The following is a 16,873-nucleotide window of genomic DNA, read 5'->3' as shown; positions in this document are numbered from 1 at the left end:
CGTCGGACCGCTCAGGCGGGGCGCTGCGAGCTCTCGCGGACGAGGATCTGCAGCGGCAGGCGCACCGTCATCGGCTCGACATCCGGCTGCTCCAGTCGCCTGGCGAGCAGCTGCACGGCGGCGCGGCCGAGGTCGATCATCGGCTGACGCACCGTGGTCAGTGTCGGCCGCGAGAGCGCGGCAGCCTCGATGCCGTCGAATCCGGTGACCCGCACGTCGTCGGGAACCCGGATGCCGGCCGAGCGGAACGCATCGATCGCCCCGAGAGCCATCTGGTCGTTCGCCGCGACCAACGCGGCCGGTGCGCCGCGGGCGATCAGCTCCTCGGCGGCGCGGCGTCCCGATGCGCGCGTGAAGTCACCGCGCAGCACCGTCACATCATCCGCCGCGATGCCCGCCTCGGCTATGGCGGCAGCGAAGCCCTCCCAGCGCTGCGCACCGTCGGGCGAGTCCTCGGGGCCTGCGAGGAAGGCGAGGCCTCCCGGGTCGGCCTGCGCGAGCACCAGACGCGTGAGCTCCGACATCGCCTCGGCGTTGCTGACGGTCACGTGGTCGTAGCTGTCACCCCGCGCCGGACCCGAGAGCACAACCACGGGGATCCGCTGGGCGAGCCGAGCGAGCACGTCGTCCGGCACGCTCTGCGCCAGCACCATCAGCCCGTCGACCCGGCCGGCGATGTCGCGCACCGTCTCGCGGGCGGGGTCGCCCCGCCCGACGCCGATCATCAGCACGAACCCCTGCTTCCAGGCCTCCAGCTCGGCACCGCGCAGCACCTCGTCGAGGAAGAGCATGGTCGGATGCGGCGCCCCCGCGTCGGCAGAGGCCTGCTCGACCGTGAAAGGCGGCACCTCGGCCTGATCCCCGGCGAGCACATCGAGCACGGGAGCGTCCTCCGAGGCATCGAAGCCCGGGAAGTACAGCCCCAGCACGCCGGTGCGGCGTTCGGCCAGGCCGCGCGCGCTGCCGCTGGGCACATAGCCGAGGGCAGCCACCGAGTCGAGCACCCGCTCGCGGGTGACCGGACGCACCGCATCGGGCTGCCGCAGCACACGGGAGACCGTCGCGATCGACACGCCCGCACGCTCTGCGACGTCGTAGACGGTCGCCTTCTTGGTCACGCTCGGTCCTCCTCCGGTTGCGTGTGCACCAGGGTACCCGGGGCGAGACTCACCGTCGGCGCGCGACGAGCGAGCCGTGGGGCCTGGCGCTGATCTCGCCCTGCTCCCGGCCGCGGGTCTCACGGGACACGACCGCGAAGCCTGCATCGGCGAGAAGCTCCGCGAGCGCGTCGGCAGACCAGAAGAATGCCGGAGCGACGGCGTGCGCGAACGACTCGCGCGGCTCGCCGTCGAAGAATCCGATGAGGATGCTGCCGCCGGGTGCCAGCACGCGACCGAACTCGGCGAGGATCTCGGGCAGGTCCGCCGGAGGCGTATGGATCAGCGAATACCAGGCGAGGATGCCGCCGACGGAACCGCCGTCGAGCGGCAGGTCGCGGAACGTCCCGAGATCGAAGGGGACATCGGGGTGCCGTGTCCGCGCGGTCGCGATGAACTCGGCCGACAGGTCGACTCCCCGCGCCTCGCGCCCGCCCGTGCCGAGGAACCCGGTCCAGTGCCCGGGTCCGCATCCGGCATCGAGCAGCCGTCCAGGGGTCGCGTCACGCCAGGCAGCGATGACCGCCGCGTCCCGTGCATCCATCTGCTCGATCGCGCCGGCCAGCTCGACGTACTCCGCGGCCCTCGCGTCGTAGGCGGAGCCGATCGCGGCGTCAGTGCCCTGCACCATCAGCTGCGGGCGGCGAGCGCTGCCTGATACAGGTCGCGCGACGACAGACCGGTGGCGGCGGCGACCTCGGCGCACGCCTCTTTCAGGCGCACCCCGGATGCGACGAGGCTCTGCACCTGAGCGAGCGCGTCTTCGGCAGACGCCTCACGATGCGGCGCCCCCTCGACGACGACGACGATCTCACCCTTGACCCCCGCCGTGGCCCACTCGACGAGCTCGGCCGAGGTGCCTCGACGCACCTCCTCGTAGAACTTGGTCAGCTCACGACACACGGCGATGCGGCGGTCGGCACCGAACGCAGCGCCCATGTCGGCGAGCGACGACGCCAGCCTGGCGGGGGATTCGAAGAAGACCATGGTGCGGGGCTCTGCGGCGAGCGCCCGCAGGGTCGACCGCCGCTCCCCCGGCTTGCGGGGCAGGAACCCCTCGAAGGTGAAGCGATCCGTCGGCAGCCCGGAGATCGAGAGGGCCATCAGCACCGCACTGGGTCCGGGGATGGCCGTGACCGTCACGCCCTGCGCGACGGCTTCGGCGACGAGACCGTAGCCGGGATCGCTGATGGCCGGCATCCCCGCGTCGCTCACCACGACGACGTCGGTCTCGATGGCGAGGGTCGCGAGCTCTGCCGCCTTCTGCTTCTCGTTGTGATCGTGCAGCGCGATCAGCCGCGGACGGTTCGCGATCTGCAGAGCCTGCATCAGCTTCTGCGTGGTGCGGGTGTCCTCGGCGACGATGACCTCCGCGTTCTCCAGCACTTCGACGAGGCGACGCGAGACATCCCCCAGGTTTCCGATCGGTGTTGCGGCGAGGATGATCACCCGCCCAGCTTAGGCGGGCCCCATCGGCGGAGTGTCTAGGCTGGTGCGGTGACCGCGCCCCTGCCCCTGCTGCCTCCCCCCGAGCAGCGACCGACGCGCTACGAGCGACTGCGCGACCGCGTGCTGCAGGACCCCGACTGGGGGCGCATGATGCGCTGGTTCGCACCTCTCGTGGTGACCGCCCTGGCTGCGGTGCTGCGCCTGGTCAACCTCGGGCACCCGCACCAGCTCGCGTTCGACGAGACCTACTACGTCAAGGACGCCTGGTCGCTCTGGACTCTGGGATACGAGGGCACCTGGGGCAAGGACGCGAACGAGGCGTTCATCACGCTGCAGCAGCTGCCGCTGTCGGACGCAGGGGCGTTCATCGTGCATCCTCCCCTCGGCAAGTGGCTCATCGCCCTGGGGATGGCCGTCGGCGGCCCCGACAACACGGTGGGCTGGCGCATCGCGACGGCTCTTCTCGGCGCGGCCACCGTGCTGCTGACCTACCTGGTCGCCCGCAGACTGACCGGCTCGATCGTCGTGGCCACCGTCGCCGGCTCTCTGCTCGCCATCGACGGCCTCAGCATCGTGATGAGCCGCACCGCGCTGCTCGACGGCCCGCTGACGTTCTTCCTGATGCTCGGCGCACTGTTCATCCTGATCGACCGCGACCGGTCGATACCTCTGCTCGAACGCAGCGCCCCCGACTCCCCCGAGCCGATGTGGGGTCCCGTGCTCTGGCGCCGCCCCTGGCTGATCGCCGCGGGTGTCGCGCTCGGCGCGGCCTGCGCCGTGAAGTGGTCGGGGCTCTACGCACTGGCGGCGTTCGGCCTGTACACGGTGGTGACGGATGCTCTGGCGAGACGCCGCGCCGGAGTCGTCCTCTGGCCGACCGCGGCGGCGTTCCGTCAGGGGCCGGTCTCCTTCGTGCTGCTGGTCCTGCCGGCGCTCGCCACCTACCTCGTCAGCTGGACGGGGTGGCTCGTCACAGCCGGCGGCTATGCCCGTCAGAGTGACCCGAACCCGCTGATCGCACTGTGGAACTACCACGAGGCGATCCTGAACTTCCACGTCGGCCTCAGCAAGGGGCACCCCTACGCGAGCCCTGCGTGGGAGTGGCCGCTCCTGCTCCGGCCCACGGCGGTCTGGGTGGGCAGCGATCCGGGGCCCTGCGGTGTCGACCACTGCATCGCGGTGATCTCGACGATCCCCAACCCGATCATCTGGTACGCCGGTGTCGCCGCCGCCCTCTACCTGATCTACCGACTCGTGCGCGGGTGGATCGAACGCACGCCGGTCGGCCCCGCGTTCACGTTCCCGCTGGTCGGACTCGCGGCGACCTACGTGCCCTGGCTGCTGTTCCCCGAGCGCACGATCTTCCAGTTCTACACGGTCGCCATGGCGCCGTTCCTCGTGATCGCGCTCGCCGTCGCTCTGCGTCAGATCGCGGGCCGACGAGACGATCCCCTGCATCGCCGCCAGTCAGGCGAGCGCACGGTGCTGATCTTCCTCGCCGTGGTTCTGCTCGTCTCGGTGTTCTTCTACCCGGTGTGGACCGGCATGAGCGTGCCCTACGACTTCTGGCTGCTCCACAACTGGCTGCCCGGCTGGATCTGACCTGTCAGCCGGCGTCGCCGGCGACGTGCTCGACCAGCGGCAGCACGCGCCCCGACAGGTGGGTGCGCATCGCGATCGATGACGCCGTGCGCGAGACCCCCGGCACGAGAGCCACCCGATCGAGCACCTCCTGCAGCTGGGTCGCATCGCGAGCGACGAGTCGCAGCTGCATGTCGCTCGCACCGGTCACGGTGTGCATGTCGACGATCTCGGGCACCGCATCGGCGAGCGCCGTGGCGACATCATCGTGACCCACCTTCTGGTCGATCTCGACGAGGCAGAACGCGACGACCCCGTAGCCGAAGCCCGCGGGGTCGACACGTGGCACGATCGCCTCGATCACCCCGCCCTCATGCAGGCGCGCGAGACGGCTGGTCGCGGTGCCCCTGGCGACCCCCAGACGTCGTGCGCACTCGAGGATCGGCAGCTGCGGCGACTCGGTGAGCATGCGGATGAGCTCGGCGTCGAGGCGATCGATGTGCACGGTCAGTCCACCACCGCGCTGTCGCGCTCGCTGGTGACACCGGGGCGGGAGGCGTTCCGTGTGAGTCGCGCGACGATCAGGAGCACGACGGTCAGGCCGATGGTGAGCAGCAGCTGCACGCGCGCGGCGCCGTCGATCATCGTGAGCGCGATGACACCGGCGAGGAGCGCCAGGCACAGCCACGACAACCAGGGGAAGCCCCACATCCGCATCGGCATGTCCGCCCCGGCCCGATCGGCACGACGGCGAAGGATGATCTGCGACACGGCGGTCGCCGTCCAGATGACCAACAGCGTGGATCCGACGACGTTGAGGAGCGCGGGGAGCACCACGTCGGGGAACGCCCAGTTCAGTCCCACGGTGACGAAGCCGAACGCGACGGAGGCGAGCACGGCGACCACCGGCACGCCCTTCGACGTCGTGCGGGTCGCAGCGAGCGGAGCCAGACCGCGCTCCCCGAGCGAGTAGGCCATGCGCGATGCGCCGTAGATGTTCGCGTTCATCGCCGAGAGCAGCGCGATCACCACGATGAGGTCCATCACGAGCCCGACGCCGGGCAGCTGCAGGGTATCGAGCACGGCGGAGAACGGTCCGTCCTTGACGGCCGGGTCGTTCCACGGCAGCACCGACACGATGACGAAGATCGAGCCGACGTAGAAGATCAGGATGCGCACGAGCACCTCGCGCACGATCCGACGGATGTTGCGCGCGGGGTCGTCGGACTCGGCAGCCGCGATCGCGACGACCTCGGTGCCGCCGAACGCGAAGACCACGATCAGCAGCGCGGCGGCGATGCCGGTCAGTCCGTTCGGTGCGAAGCCGCCGTTGTCGACGAGGTTGGCGATGCCCGTCGCGGGAACACCGGGGATGAAGCCGACGATGGCGCACACGCCGACGACGAGGAACACGATGATCGCGGCGACCTTGATCGCGGCGAACCAGAACTCGAACGTGCCGTAGTTTCGCACCCCGAAGAGGTTCACCGCGGTCAGTGCCACCACGAAGACGAGCACCCACGCCCAGGCCGGGATGCCGGGGATCCACGCCGAGATGATCCCTCCGGCTCCGGTCGCCTCCGCCGCGATCACCACGACGAGCTGGATCCAGTAGAGCCAGCCGACGGCGCTGCCGGCGCTGCGTCCCATGGCCTTCTGCGCATACGAGCTGAAGGCACCGGAGCTCGGCCGGGCGGCGACCATCTCGGCGAGCATCGCCATGATCAGCACCACGATGCCACCCGCGACGAGGTACGAGATCAGCACAGCGGGGCCGGCGATGCTGATCGCCTGGCCCGAACCGACGAACAGCCCGGCGCCGATCGCGCCGCCGAGTCCCATCATCGAGATCTGCCGGCGGGTCAGTCCGGGGTGCAGACCTTTCGTCGTGGTCGTCGTGGTCGGAACCTCGGTCATGCGCGTGCCTCCAGCAGTGCGGTCTCAGCCTGGAGCGCTGACTGCACCCGGTCTATGTCCTCCATTGAACCCGATGAGATGCGGATCCCCTCACCGGCGAAGACCCGCGTGATCACCCCGCCCTCGTTCAGCAGGGACTCGAGTTCGTCGGTGCGGTCGCCCGCGGGGACCCAGACGAAGTTCGCCTGCGAGGTGACGGCGGGCCAGCCGGCATCGACGAGCAGCGCGCACAGGCGATCGCGGTGCGCGACGACCTCGTCGATGCGCACCGCGAGCTCGTCCTCCGCATCGAGGGATGCGAGCGCCGCGGCCTGGGCGAGGTCGGTCACCCCGAACGGCACGGCGACCTTGCGCTGACTGTCGGCCACCGCGAGCGGCGAAAGTGCGTAGCCGATGCGCAGACCGGCGAGGCCGTGCGCCTTCGAGAAGGTGTGCAGCACCGCGACGTGCGGATACCGGTGGAAGAGCTCGACGCCCGCCCCGTGCGACCCCGTGCGGTCGAAGTGCACGTAGGCCTCGTCGATCACGACGAGCACGTCGCGTGGCACCGCCGCGACGAATGCCTCCAGCTCTGCCGCTCCGACGACCGTTCCGGTCGGGTTGTTCGGGTTGCACACGAAGATCAGCCTCGTGCGCGGGGTGATCGCGGCGAGCATGGCATCGAGATCGTGGGCATGCTCGGCGTTCAGCGGCACCGCGACAGGAGTCGCTCCGGCGATGCGCACGAGTGACGGGTAGGCCTCGAACGACCGCCACGCAAACATGACCTCGTCTCCCTCACCGGCCACCGCGTGGATGAGCTGAGAGGCGATCTCGACGGACCCGGCACCCACGGTGACGGCCGCCGGCTCGACGCCGTAGCGCTCCGCCAGGCGCTCGCGCAGAGCGGCGGCGCTCATGTCGGGATAGCGATGGATGGTCGCGAGGCGCTGCTGCACCGCCTCGACGACGGACGGGAGCGGCGGGTGCGGAGACTCGTTGGAGGAGAGCTTCGAGGCACCGGCCGGGGCGGAACGCCCCTGGCGGTAGGCAGGCACGGCGTCGAGTCCGGCACGGGTGGGAAGAGTCATCGTCTGAGCGTCCTTGCTGAGATGCGGTGGCGTCCGGGCGGCGCCTGCTGTCGCGCAACACTAGACCGGATGATGAGAGGTGGGCAATCGGTGCAGCATCCGGTGCGCAACGCGCGCAACTGGCGGGGTGGAATCGCGGAACCGGCGAGCAGACTGCACAGTCAAGCGCGGGGCGAGCGCACCGCGCGGGAACACCCGCGCAACGCTCGCTGAGTCCTCACCGCGCGAGAGGAAGCTCTGCGGGATCGCTCACGGGGAGCCGGCACACGAACGATCGGCAGTCGAACGCCTGCTCGCCGGCACTCCCCTTGCCCTCGAACAGCTCGAAGCCGGCGTCCGCGAATGCCCCCGCCTGCTCCGGGGTGACGATCGCGACGACATCGGCGTCTGCCCGACGAGCGGCGGACGCGAGGGCACCCTGCGGCGCCTCGGTGACGACGACGACCTGCCTGGGGGCATCGACGAGCCCCGCGGCGACCCACAGCAGACTGCCGTGCGCGAACGGCTGACCGATCGCCGAGCCGGCGTGCTCGCGCACTCGCGCTGCCGCGGCTCCGCGATAGCGGTCCCCTGCACCGAGCCGCCAGGCCGTGAGCGATGCGGCGGCGACCGCGGCCGCATCCGAAGGCAGGTCTCCGTCGGTCTGATCGGGCGCGGCCGCGATGCCGTGCTCAGCGAGCAGCGGATCGCCCTGGATGCCGGAGAGGACCGCATCGAGCAGGTCGCGAGCCTCGACGGCCCACCGAGGATCGCCGGTCGCGGCGGCGAGCGAGAACAGCCCGTCGGCGAGCAGCGCGACATCAGCGGAGGTCGCGACGGCCTGCGACGCGACGCCGTCGAGAGACGCGCGCACCAGAGCGCCCGCCGTGTCGCGGTTCACCCGCAGCACGTATGCCGCGGCATCCTCCGCCTCGGCGACCCAGGTGGGCTCGCCGAGCCTCGACCCGGCGCGCGCCAGCGCCCCGATGGCGAGCCCGTTCCAGCCCGTGATGACCTTGCCGTCGACAGCCGGGGGCTCGAGTCCCGCCCGTTCGGTCACCGGTCGCAGGTAGTACCCGCCCTCGCTGCGCTGACCGTCGATCAACGACTCCGAATCCTGAGCGGCACCGAAACCGCCGCCCTCGCGGCGCAGAGTGCCCACGAGGAAGTCCGCGATACCGCGCGCGGTCGACTCGTCCCCCGCATCCAGTGCCACGAGCAGCAGCTGGGCGTTGTCGGTCAGCATCCGCTCGTAATGCGGCACGGTCCAGTCGCGCTGCGTCGCGTAGCGGAAGAAACCGCCGTCGGCATCGCGCAGATCGGATGCCGACATCGCGGCGAGCGCCCGATCGGCCGCGGCCGCGGCATCCGGAGCCTCCCGCCGCACCAGCGGCGTCTGCAGCAGGCCCAGGGTCGTCGCGACGGGGAACTTCGGGGCGCCGCCGAACCCGCCGAACTGCCGATCCTCGCGTGCAGCGATGGCCTCGGCCGCCCCGGCGAGCGCCGCGGCGTCAGGCAGATCCGAGGGCACGGCGGCCCCCGCTCTGGCGAGCGCATCGGTCACGGCATCCGCCGACTCCTCGGCCTGCACCCGGCGCAGGGTCCAGGCCTCGTTCACGGCCGCGAGGACATCGCGGAACGCGGGCAGCGGCTGTCGCGCCTCGGGCGGCCAGTAGGTGCCTGCATAGAACGTGCGGCCCCGCGGAGTCGTGAACACCGTCAGCGGCCACCCCAGGTTCTGCGTGAACGCCGACGCTGCGGCCATGTAGGCACCGTCGACGTCGGGGTGCTCCTCGCGGTCGACCTTGATCGCCACGAAGTCGCGGTTGATCAGGGCGGCCGTGTGCGGGTCGGCGAACGACTCCCTCGCCATCACGTGGCACCAATGGCATGTCGAATAGCCGATGGAGATCAGCAGCGGCACGTCGCGCCGCTGCGCTTCGGCGAAGGCCTCCGGCCCCCAGGGATACCACTCGACGGGGTTGTCCGCGTGCGCACGGAGGTAGGGGCTGAGCGTGTCGGCGAGCCGGTTCGTCATACGCCCACGCTACGCCGGTCGGGCCTCGACGAGACGGTCAGGAGACGAGCAGCTCCACGGGCCGGGAAGCGGCGTAGCCGACGAGAGGCAGCGCGCGGTCTGCGGCGAGCTCGATCCGTGCGCGGAGCACGTCGGATGCGATCACATAGCCGTCGAAGTCGGTGTCGCTGGCGTAGACGCCGAGCGGCAGCGTCAGCGCCTGGAAGAAGGCGAACAGCGGCCGCAGCTGGTGCTCGATGATCAGCGCGTGGCGCTCTCCTCCTCCGGTCGCCGCGAGCAGCACCGGCTTGCCGACGAGCTCGTACTGGCCGACGAAGTCGAACAGATGCTTGAACAGGCCGGTGAAGGACGCGCGGTAGACGGGGCTGCCCACGATCAGCAGGTCTGACGCCTCGATGGCCACGAGCTTCTCCTCGACGCTCGCCGGCAGCTGGTCGCGACGAAGCGCCCCCGCGAGCGACGGACCGATGTCGGTGAGCTCGATGACCTCGATCTCGACCTCGGCGCGCTCGGCGATCGCCCCCGCGATCGCACGGATGAGGGCCGTGGTCTTGCTGGGCTCGTGCAGAGAACCGGAGACGGCGACGACGCGGTAGGGAGCAGTCATGCCGTTGACGCTACTCACGACGACGCCCCGTGTCGCGCGAAGCGACACGGGGCGTCATCTGTCGAAACGGGACGCCTCAGTTGACGTCGTCGGGGTGCGAGCCGACACGGCCCGAGCCGTCGAGCGGGTCGAGCGCGTCGATCTTCGCGATCTCGGCGTCGGTCAGCTCGAAGCCGAAGACGTCGAGGTTCTCGCGCAGACGCTCTGCCCGCACCGACTTCGGGAAGACGATGAAGCCCTTCTGCAGGTGCCAGCGCAGAACGGCCTGGGCGGGGGTGACGCCGTGCGCCGCTGCAGCCTCGGCGATCGCCGGCGTGCCGAACAGGTCGTACTTGCCCTGGCCGAGCGGCCCCCACGATTCGATGCGGATGCCGTGCTCGGTCGCCCAGTCCACGACGTCGCGCTGCTGGTAGGCGGGGTGCAGTTCGATCTGGTTGACCGCCGGGGTGACGCCGGTCTCGGCCACGACGCGCTCGAGGTGCGGCACCAGGAAGTTCGAGACGCCGATGCTGCGCGTGAGGCCGGCGTCGCGCAGCTCGATGAGCTTGGCGAACGCGTGCACGTAGTCGTCCTTGGCCGGGGTCGGCCAATGCACGAGGTAGAGGTCGACCGCATCCAGGCCGAGCTTCTCGAGGCTCTCGCCGATCGCCGCACGCGGCTCCTCGCCGTGGTGCCGGTCGTTCCAGAGCTTGGTGGTGATGAACAGCTCGTCGCGGGCGATGCCGGATGCGGCGATGGCCGCGCCGACGCCCTCTTCGTTGCCGTAGATGGCGGCCGTGTCGATGTGGCGGTAGCCGATCTCGAGCGCCTCGCTCACGGCGCGCTCGGTCTCGTCGGCCGGAACCTTGAACACCCCGTAGCCGAGCTGCGGGATGGAATGGCCGTCGTTCAGTTCGAGTGCAGGAATCGTCATGGTCCCACCCTACGACCTGTGATGACAGGTGGCCCAGGGGGAACCGCGGCCATCCTCGTCGCAGCCCAGCCGACGAGTCGTTCGAGCGGCCCTCGTCCGAACAGGATCGACCACAGCGTCGTGGCGAGAAGGAGCACGATCGCTGTGGCGGCCCAGAACGCGTTGCTCGAGAAGAAGCCGCCGGGTCCTGCGATCAGCGCGACCGACGCGACGTGCACGCTGTAAGCCGACAGCGGCATCGATCCCAACGCCCCCAGCGGAAGCAGCACCGCGCGCAGCGGTCCGCTGAGCAGCACGCACAGCGCGATGACCGACAGGGCGAACCCGCCGGACCCCAGGATCTCGGCCGTTCCGCCGGAGTGCGGATCCACGGCGAAGATCGCCCGGACGACGGCCCCAGCCGGGTCCGCCGCGGCCAGCGCATCGGGGTAGGTGCTCCATCCTGCGGCGCCCTCTCCGCCTGTCATCCACGAGGAGGATCTGATGCCGCTGACACCTCCGACGAGGCCGAGCCCGTAGCCGACGAGCATGAGCCCCACGCCGACGCCGAACGTGATCGCCGCGGTCTCGAGCTTCTCGACGTGCAGGCGCCCGAGAGCCATGCCTGCGAAGACGAACGCGAGCCACGCCGTGATCGGATACGAGCCGTAGAGCACGAGGCTGATGCCCGCTCCGGCGGGGTACAGCGTGAGGGCGGCCAGCAGCGCGAGCACGGCCGGCGCCGCGAGCGCCAGGATGCCGGCGGCGATCAGCAGCTTCCAGGGCTGCCACCGGAGGAACGGGATGACGGCCACGTAGAGAAGGCCGTAGAGGGCGAGGATCACCGCGATCGGCGTGTTCAGCATCTCGAGCGCCAGACCGATCAGGAAGATCACCGCTCCGCGACCGACGAGCTGCAGGCGGATGCTCGGCATCCGCTCGGGGTCCGGAAGAGCGCTGCGCCCGGTCATCAAGGCGATCGAGATTCCGGCGAGCACCGCGAACAGGATCGACGAGCGCCCGTGCACCAGGTCGGTCCACGTCGACAGGTCGAACGGATCGAACGCCTCGGTCTCGCCGATGTGCGCGCCGGCCATGCCGAGGATCGCGAGGCCTCGGGCGACGTCGAGGCCGAGGATGCGCGGGGGCCGCCCGAACTCACGAAACCACCGCGTTGCAGGAAGGGGCTTCGACACAGTGCTCACGGATGAATCGTACGATGGGAGTTCTATGCCTTCCCCCGTGATCTTCTATCCTCCCGAGCTGCCCGTCAGCGCTGCGCGGGACGAGATCGCCGACGCCATCCGCGACAACCAGGTGGTCATCGTCGCCGGAGCCACCGGGTCGGGCAAGACGACTCAGCTTCCGAAGATCTGCCTCGACCTCGGGCGCGAGCGCATCGCGCACACGCAGCCCCGTCGACTGGCCGCCCGCACGATCGCCGAACGCGTCGCTGAGGAGCTGCAGGTCGAGCTCGGCACCCTCGTCGGTTACAAGGTGCGCTTCACCGACAAGGTGTCGGACGAGACGCGCATCGCGCTGATGACCGACGGCATCCTGCTCAACGAGATCCACCGCGACAGGCTGCTGCGTCGCTACGACACGATCATCATCGACGAGGCGCACGAGCGCTCGCTCAACGTCGACTTCCTGCTCGGCTACCTCGTGCGAATCCTCCCCGAGCGCCCCGATCTCAAGGTGATCATCACCTCGGCGACGATCGACCCCGAGAGCTTCGCCCGGCACTTCGCCTCGCCCGACGGCGTGCCTGCGCCGGTCATCGAGGTGTCGGGACGCACCTTCCCCGTCGAGATCCGCTATCGGGCCCAGACGGACGAGACGGAGAACGCCGAGGAGGCCGACGAGGTCACCGCGATCGTCGCCGCGCTGCGCGAGCTCGACCGCGAGGAACCGGGCGACGTGCTCGTGTTCCTGCCGGGCGAGGCCGAGATCAGGGACGCGGCGGATGCCGTGCGCGGCGCCTATTCGAAGGATCGCTCCCCCACCGAGGTGCTGCCGCTGTACGGCCGGTTGTCGGCCGCCGAGCAGCACCGGGTGTTCGAGAAGAGCCGCGTCGCCGGGGTGCGGCGCCGCGTCGTGCTCGCCACGAACGTCGCCGAGACCAGCCTCACGGTTCCCGGCATCCGCTATGTGATCGACACCGGCACCGCGCGCATCTCGCGCTACAGCAACCGGTCGAAGGTGCAGCGGCTGCCGATCGAGGCGATCTCGCAGGCATCCGCGAACCAGCGCTCCGGCCGTGCCGGGCGCACGAGCGACGGCATCGCGATCCGCCTCTACAGCGAGGAGGACTTCGAGAGTCGGGCGGAGTTCACGGAGCCCGAGATCCTGCGCACGTCGCTCGCCTCGGTCATCCTGCAGATGCTGTCGCTCGGGTTCGGCGACATCACGGCATTCCCGTTCCTCACTCCGCCGGACTCCCGCGGCGTGAAGGCCGCCGTCGATCTGCTCACCGAACTCGGCGCCGTGACCGGGAGCGGCGACACCCCTCGCCTCACCCGCATCGGCCGGGACATCTCGCGCATCCCGATCGACCCCCGCTTCGCCCGCATGCTCATCGAGGCCGGCCGGCCCGGCGGGGCGGATGTCACGCGCGACGTTCTCGCGATCGTCGCCGGCATGTCGATCCAGGACGTGCGCGAGCGTCCGTCGCAGGAGGCTCCCCAGAGCGTGCGCGACGAGGCCGACCGGATGCACGCGCGATTCGCCGACCCGACGAGCGACTTCCTCTCGATCCTGAACCTCTGGAACCACCTCAGAGAGCAGCAGCGCGAACTCGGCTCGAGCGCCTTCCGTCGACTCTGCCGGTCGGAGCACCTCAACTACGTCCGCGTACGCGAGTGGTTCGACGTGCATCGCCAGTTGCGGTCGCTGGTCAAGGACAAGGACTCAGGGCGCTCGGGCAGCGCGGATCCGGAGGCGATCCACCGCGCCCTGCTCGCGGGTCTGCTGTCGCAGATCGGCATCCTCGACGAGCGCAACACCGGCAAGGGCATCGATCCCAAGAAGAAGAGGATGGCGGAGTACCGCGGCGCCCGCGGCATCCGCTTCTCGATCTTCCCCGGCTCCGCGCTGCGCAAGAAGGCCCCGCAGGCGGTCATGGCCGCCGAGATCGTCGAGACCTCACGCACCTACGCCCGCACGGTCGCCGCGATCGATCCCGCCTGGGCCGAGGCGCTCGCGGGCGACCTTGCGAAGCGCCAGATCACCGAGCCACACTGGTCGAAGGATGCGGGGGCCGCTGTCGCCTACGAGAAGGTGACGCTGTTCGGGGTCGAGATCATCCCCCGCCGTCGCGTGCAGTTCGCCCGCATCGACCGCGCAGCCTCGCGCGAGATGTTCGTGCGGCATGCGCTCGTCGAGGGCGAGTGGGACCCGACCCGCATCGACAAGCGGGTCAGCGCGTTCTGGCGCAGCAACGCCGAGCTGCGCAAGCGCCTCGAGAAGCTCGAGGAGCGCGAACGCCGCCGCGACATCCTCGCCGGCGACGAGGCGGTCTTCCGCTTCTACGACGAGCGCATCCCGGCCGACGTCTTCGACGTGCGCTCGTTCGAGAAGTGGTGGCGCGAGACCCTGGCCGCCACACCGAAGCTGCTCGTGATGCGCGAGGCGGACCTGCTCGACGACGAGAGCAGAGCGGATCAGAGCGAGTTCCCCACCCGATGGACCCAGGGCGATCAGGTGCTCGGACTCGCCTACCGCTTCGAACCGGGAGCCGCGGACGACGGCGTCAGCGTCGTGATCCCGCTCCCCCTTCTCGCGCAGATCGAGGATCGCGGGTTCGACTGGCAGGTACCCGGCCTGCGAGCGGAACTCGTCACCGGACTGCTCCGCGCGCTGCCGAAGGCGATCCGCCGCCATGTGGTGCCCGCGGCCGACTGGGCCGACAAGTTCGGGGTCGAGCTCGCCGGAGACGGGCCGGAGTCGCACGGCGGCCTCCCGAACCGCACGCTGAAAGAGGCGCTCGCACGCCTCATCCAGCCCCTCGCGAATCAGCTCGTGTCCGCGGCGGACTTCGAGGACGACCGGGTGCCGGCGCACCTGCGCATGAACTTCCGTGCCGTCGACGAGCGCGGACGCGTCGCAGGATCGAACCGCGACCTCAGCACCCTGCAGGCGGAGCTCGCCGATCGGGCCCGCAGCAGCGTTGCCCGGTCGATCGCAGCCCCGCCCCGCCGACCGGGGCCCTCTAAGGGTCCGCAGCCGGCAGCGGCGGCCGCCGCTTCCATCGAGCAGGAAGGCCTCACCGCCTGGACGTTCGGCGAGCTCCCCGAGGTGCTCGACACCCGCGTCGCCGGCGGTGTCGTCCGCGGCTATCCGGCGATCGTCGATCAGGGCAAGACCGTCTCGGTGCGCGTGGAATCGACAGCCGACGCTGCGATCACGGCCACTCGCGCGGGCGTGCAGCGACTGGTGCTGCTCGGCGTGCCCTCGCCCTCGTCGTATGTGCAGCAGCACCTCACCAGCCAGGAGAAGCTCGCACTCGCCGCGTCGCCGTATCAGTCCGCGGCGGCCCTCATCGAGGACTGCCGTGCCGCCGTGGTGCAGAAGCTGATCGACCGCGAGGCTCCCGGCGGGATCGTGCGCACCCAGGTCGAGTTCGAGCGCGTGCGCGACGCCGTCTCGGCATCCCTCGTCGACGAGCTGTTCGCCTGCGTCTCGCTCGTCGCCCGCATCCTCACGAAGGCGCGTGACGTCGAGCGCGGCATCAGGTCGCAGAACTCGCTCGCTCTGCTCGGGCCGCTCAACGACATCCGCACGCAGCTCTCCGGCCTCCTGCACCCGGGCTTCGTCTCTGCCGCGGGCGTCGATCGCCTCGCGCACTTCCCCCGGTACCTCGACGGGATGCTCGACCGGCTGAAGACCCTGGCGAACGAACCGGGCAAGGACCGCACCCGCATGAGCGAGTTCGAGCGCATGGCGAAGGTGTTCGAGGATGCCGGTGGGACGATCCCGCTCGAGCCCGGAGCCCCCGCTGCGCTCGTCGAGACCCGCTGGCTGCTCGAGGAGTATCGCGTGAGCGTGTTCGCGCAGCGGCTCGGCACCGCCCAGCCCGTCTCGCCGCAGCGCATCATGAAGGTGCTGGCATCCCGGGGGTAGCCTGAGGGCATGGCTCGCGCGATCGTCTACACAGAGTTCGGTTCCCCTGATGTGCTGCACCTGATCGAGGTCCCCGATCCGATCGCGCTCGACGGCGAGGCCGTGGTGCGCATCGAAGCGGCAGGGGCCAACCCGATCGACGCCAAGCTGCGCAGCGCGAAGCGGCCATCGCCGCCGATCACCGAGCCCCGCGCCGTCGGCTTCGACGGCGCCGGGGTGATCGAGTCGCTCGGCGACGACGTCGACGGCTTCGCCGTGGGCGACCGCGTGGCCATCCGCGACACCCTCGGCACCTACGCGAGCCTGCTCGCCGTGCCGGTCGAGAAGATGGTGGCGCTGCCCGATGCGGTCACCGCGGCCGAGGGCGCCGGCATCGGCATCCCGGCCGGCACCGCCTATCAGGCCCTCCGCTCGCTCGGGCTCGCGGAAGGCGACGTGCTGCTCGTGCACGGCGGCTCCGGCTCGGTCGGCCAGGCGGCCGTGCAGTTCGCCGTCGCCTGGGGCGCCACCGTGATCGCCACCGCCAGCCCTGCTCGACACGATCAGCTGCGCGAACTCGGCGCCACACCCGTCGCCTACGGGGACGGGCTGCTCGAACGAGTGCGCGAGGCCGCTCCTGACGGCGTGACCGTCGTCCTCGACTGCGCAGGCACCGACGAGGCGATCGACGTCTCGCTCGAGCTCGTCGCAGACCGCGACCGCATCGCGACGATCGTGCGCGGCCCGGATGCCGCGTCGTTCGGCATCCGCGCCTTCTCCGGCGGCTCCCCCACCCCGCTCTCCGAGCAGGAGCTCGCGTGGCGGGCCGAGGCGCTGGGCGCGACCGTCGAGCTGCTGGCGGCCGGCGACTTCGTCATCGAGCTCGGACCCGAGCTGCCGCTCGCCGAGGCGGCGCAGGCCCATGAGCTCATGGAGTCCGGCACCGCCTCGGGCAAGATCGTGCTGATTCCGTAAAGCCTCAGGACCAGGCGCCGGCCGCAGTGGATGCTGTGGCCAGCGAGATCGAGTTCGCGGTGATCAGTCGGCGCGTGGCTTCGGCGGGCTGGTTCTGAGTCCTCGCCT

General features: G+C 70.4%; 13 protein-coding genes. 3 read left to right on the top strand and 10 right to left on the bottom strand.

Features of this window, described 5'->3' with window-relative positions:
• Nucleotides 1–11: 11 nt before the first annotated feature.
• From RU09_RS03095 to rsmI, 3 genes are read right to left on the bottom strand one after another with little or no spacing between them, the layout of a single operon-like run.
• On the bottom strand, nt 12–1,118 hold the full coding sequence (locus tag RU09_RS03095) for a LacI family DNA-binding transcriptional regulator (RefSeq protein WP_042537374.1): 1,107 nt from the start codon (nt 1,116–1,118) through the stop codon (nt 12–14).
• 49 nt (nt 1,119–1,167) lie between these two features.
• Complete coding sequence (locus tag RU09_RS03090) at nt 1,168–1,788, bottom strand: class I SAM-dependent DNA methyltransferase (RefSeq protein ID WP_042537372.1); 621 nt, start codon at nt 1,786–1,788, stop codon at nt 1,168–1,170.
• Nucleotides 1,788–2,606, bottom strand: coding sequence for a 16S rRNA (cytidine(1402)-2'-O)-methyltransferase (rsmI, locus tag RU09_RS03085; protein WP_042537369.1), 819 nt, complete (start codon nt 2,604–2,606; stop codon nt 1,788–1,790). The genes RU09_RS03090 and rsmI overlap by 1 nt, the downstream gene beginning before the upstream one ends.
• A 48-nt stretch (nt 2,607–2,654) precedes the next feature.
• Here rsmI and RU09_RS03080 point away from each other — a divergent pair, with 48 nt between their 5' ends.
• Nucleotides 2,655–4,208, top strand: coding sequence for a dolichyl-phosphate-mannose--protein mannosyltransferase (locus RU09_RS03080; protein WP_042537367.1), 1,554 nt, complete (start codon nt 2,655–2,657; stop codon nt 4,206–4,208).
• Between the two features lie 4 nt (nt 4,209–4,212).
• On the opposite strand, the gene RU09_RS03075 is transcribed toward RU09_RS03080, so the two are convergent.
• The 7 genes from RU09_RS03075 to RU09_RS03045 form a co-directional block, all read right to left on the bottom strand.
• Nucleotides 4,213–4,692 carry an Lrp/AsnC family transcriptional regulator gene (locus tag RU09_RS03075; protein ID WP_042537365.1) on the bottom strand — a complete coding sequence of 160 codons (480 nt, stop codon included), beginning with the start codon at nt 4,690–4,692 and terminating at the stop codon, nt 4,213–4,215.
• Nucleotides 4,693–4,694: 2 nt separating this feature from the next.
• The gene (locus RU09_RS03070; protein ID WP_042537363.1) at nt 4,695–6,104 is read right to left on the bottom strand and encodes an amino acid permease; all 1,410 of its coding nucleotides are present in this window, start codon (nt 6,102–6,104) and stop codon (nt 4,695–4,697) included.
• Nucleotides 6,101–7,174, bottom strand: a complete 1,074-nt coding sequence (hisC, locus tag RU09_RS03065) for a histidinol-phosphate transaminase (protein WP_042537360.1) — start codon at nt 7,172–7,174, stop codon at nt 6,101–6,103. The genes RU09_RS03070 and hisC overlap by 4 nt, the downstream gene beginning before the upstream one ends.
• Nucleotides 7,175–7,391: 217 nt before the next feature.
• Nucleotides 7,392–9,191, bottom strand: coding sequence for a thioredoxin domain-containing protein (locus RU09_RS03060; protein WP_042537358.1), 1,800 nt, complete (start codon nt 9,189–9,191; stop codon nt 7,392–7,394).
• A gap of 37 nt (nt 9,192–9,228) precedes the next feature.
• Nucleotides 9,229–9,798, bottom strand: coding sequence for an FMN reductase (gene msuE, locus RU09_RS03055; RefSeq protein WP_042537450.1), 570 nt, complete (start codon nt 9,796–9,798; stop codon nt 9,229–9,231).
• Nucleotides 9,799–9,874: 76 nt separating this feature from the next.
• On the bottom strand, nt 9,875–10,711 hold the full coding sequence (locus RU09_RS03050) for an aldo/keto reductase (protein ID WP_042537356.1): 837 nt from the start codon (nt 10,709–10,711) through the stop codon (nt 9,875–9,877).
• Entirely contained in the window at nt 10,708–11,895 is a 1,188-nt protein-coding gene (locus RU09_RS03045; protein WP_231567455.1) for a heparan-alpha-glucosaminide N-acetyltransferase domain-containing protein, read from the bottom strand. Before RU09_RS03045 ends, RU09_RS03050 begins: the two co-directional genes overlap by 4 nt.
• Nucleotides 11,896–11,920: 25 nt before the next feature.
• Between RU09_RS03045 and hrpA the strand changes: the two genes are divergently transcribed.
• Both hrpA and RU09_RS03035 read left to right on the top strand, forming a co-directional pair.
• Nucleotides 11,921–15,811, top strand: a complete 3,891-nt coding sequence (gene hrpA / locus RU09_RS03040) for an ATP-dependent RNA helicase HrpA (protein WP_042537352.1) — start codon at nt 11,921–11,923, stop codon at nt 15,809–15,811.
• Nucleotides 15,812–15,820: 9 nt separating this feature from the next.
• Nucleotides 15,821–16,765, top strand: a complete 945-nt coding sequence (locus RU09_RS03035) for a quinone oxidoreductase family protein (RefSeq protein ID WP_052492839.1) — start codon at nt 15,821–15,823, stop codon at nt 16,763–16,765.
• The last annotated feature ends 108 nt before the right edge of the window (nt 16,766–16,873 follow it).

Origin of the sequence: Microbacterium sp. MEJ108Y (assembly GCF_000834175.1) — a bacterium.
In the GTDB taxonomy this organism is placed as follows: domain Bacteria; phylum Actinomycetota; class Actinomycetes; order Actinomycetales; family Microbacteriaceae; genus Microbacterium; species Microbacterium forte.
Note: the sequence above shows the minus strand (reverse complement) of the source record. Positions and strands in the feature narration are given on the sequence as shown.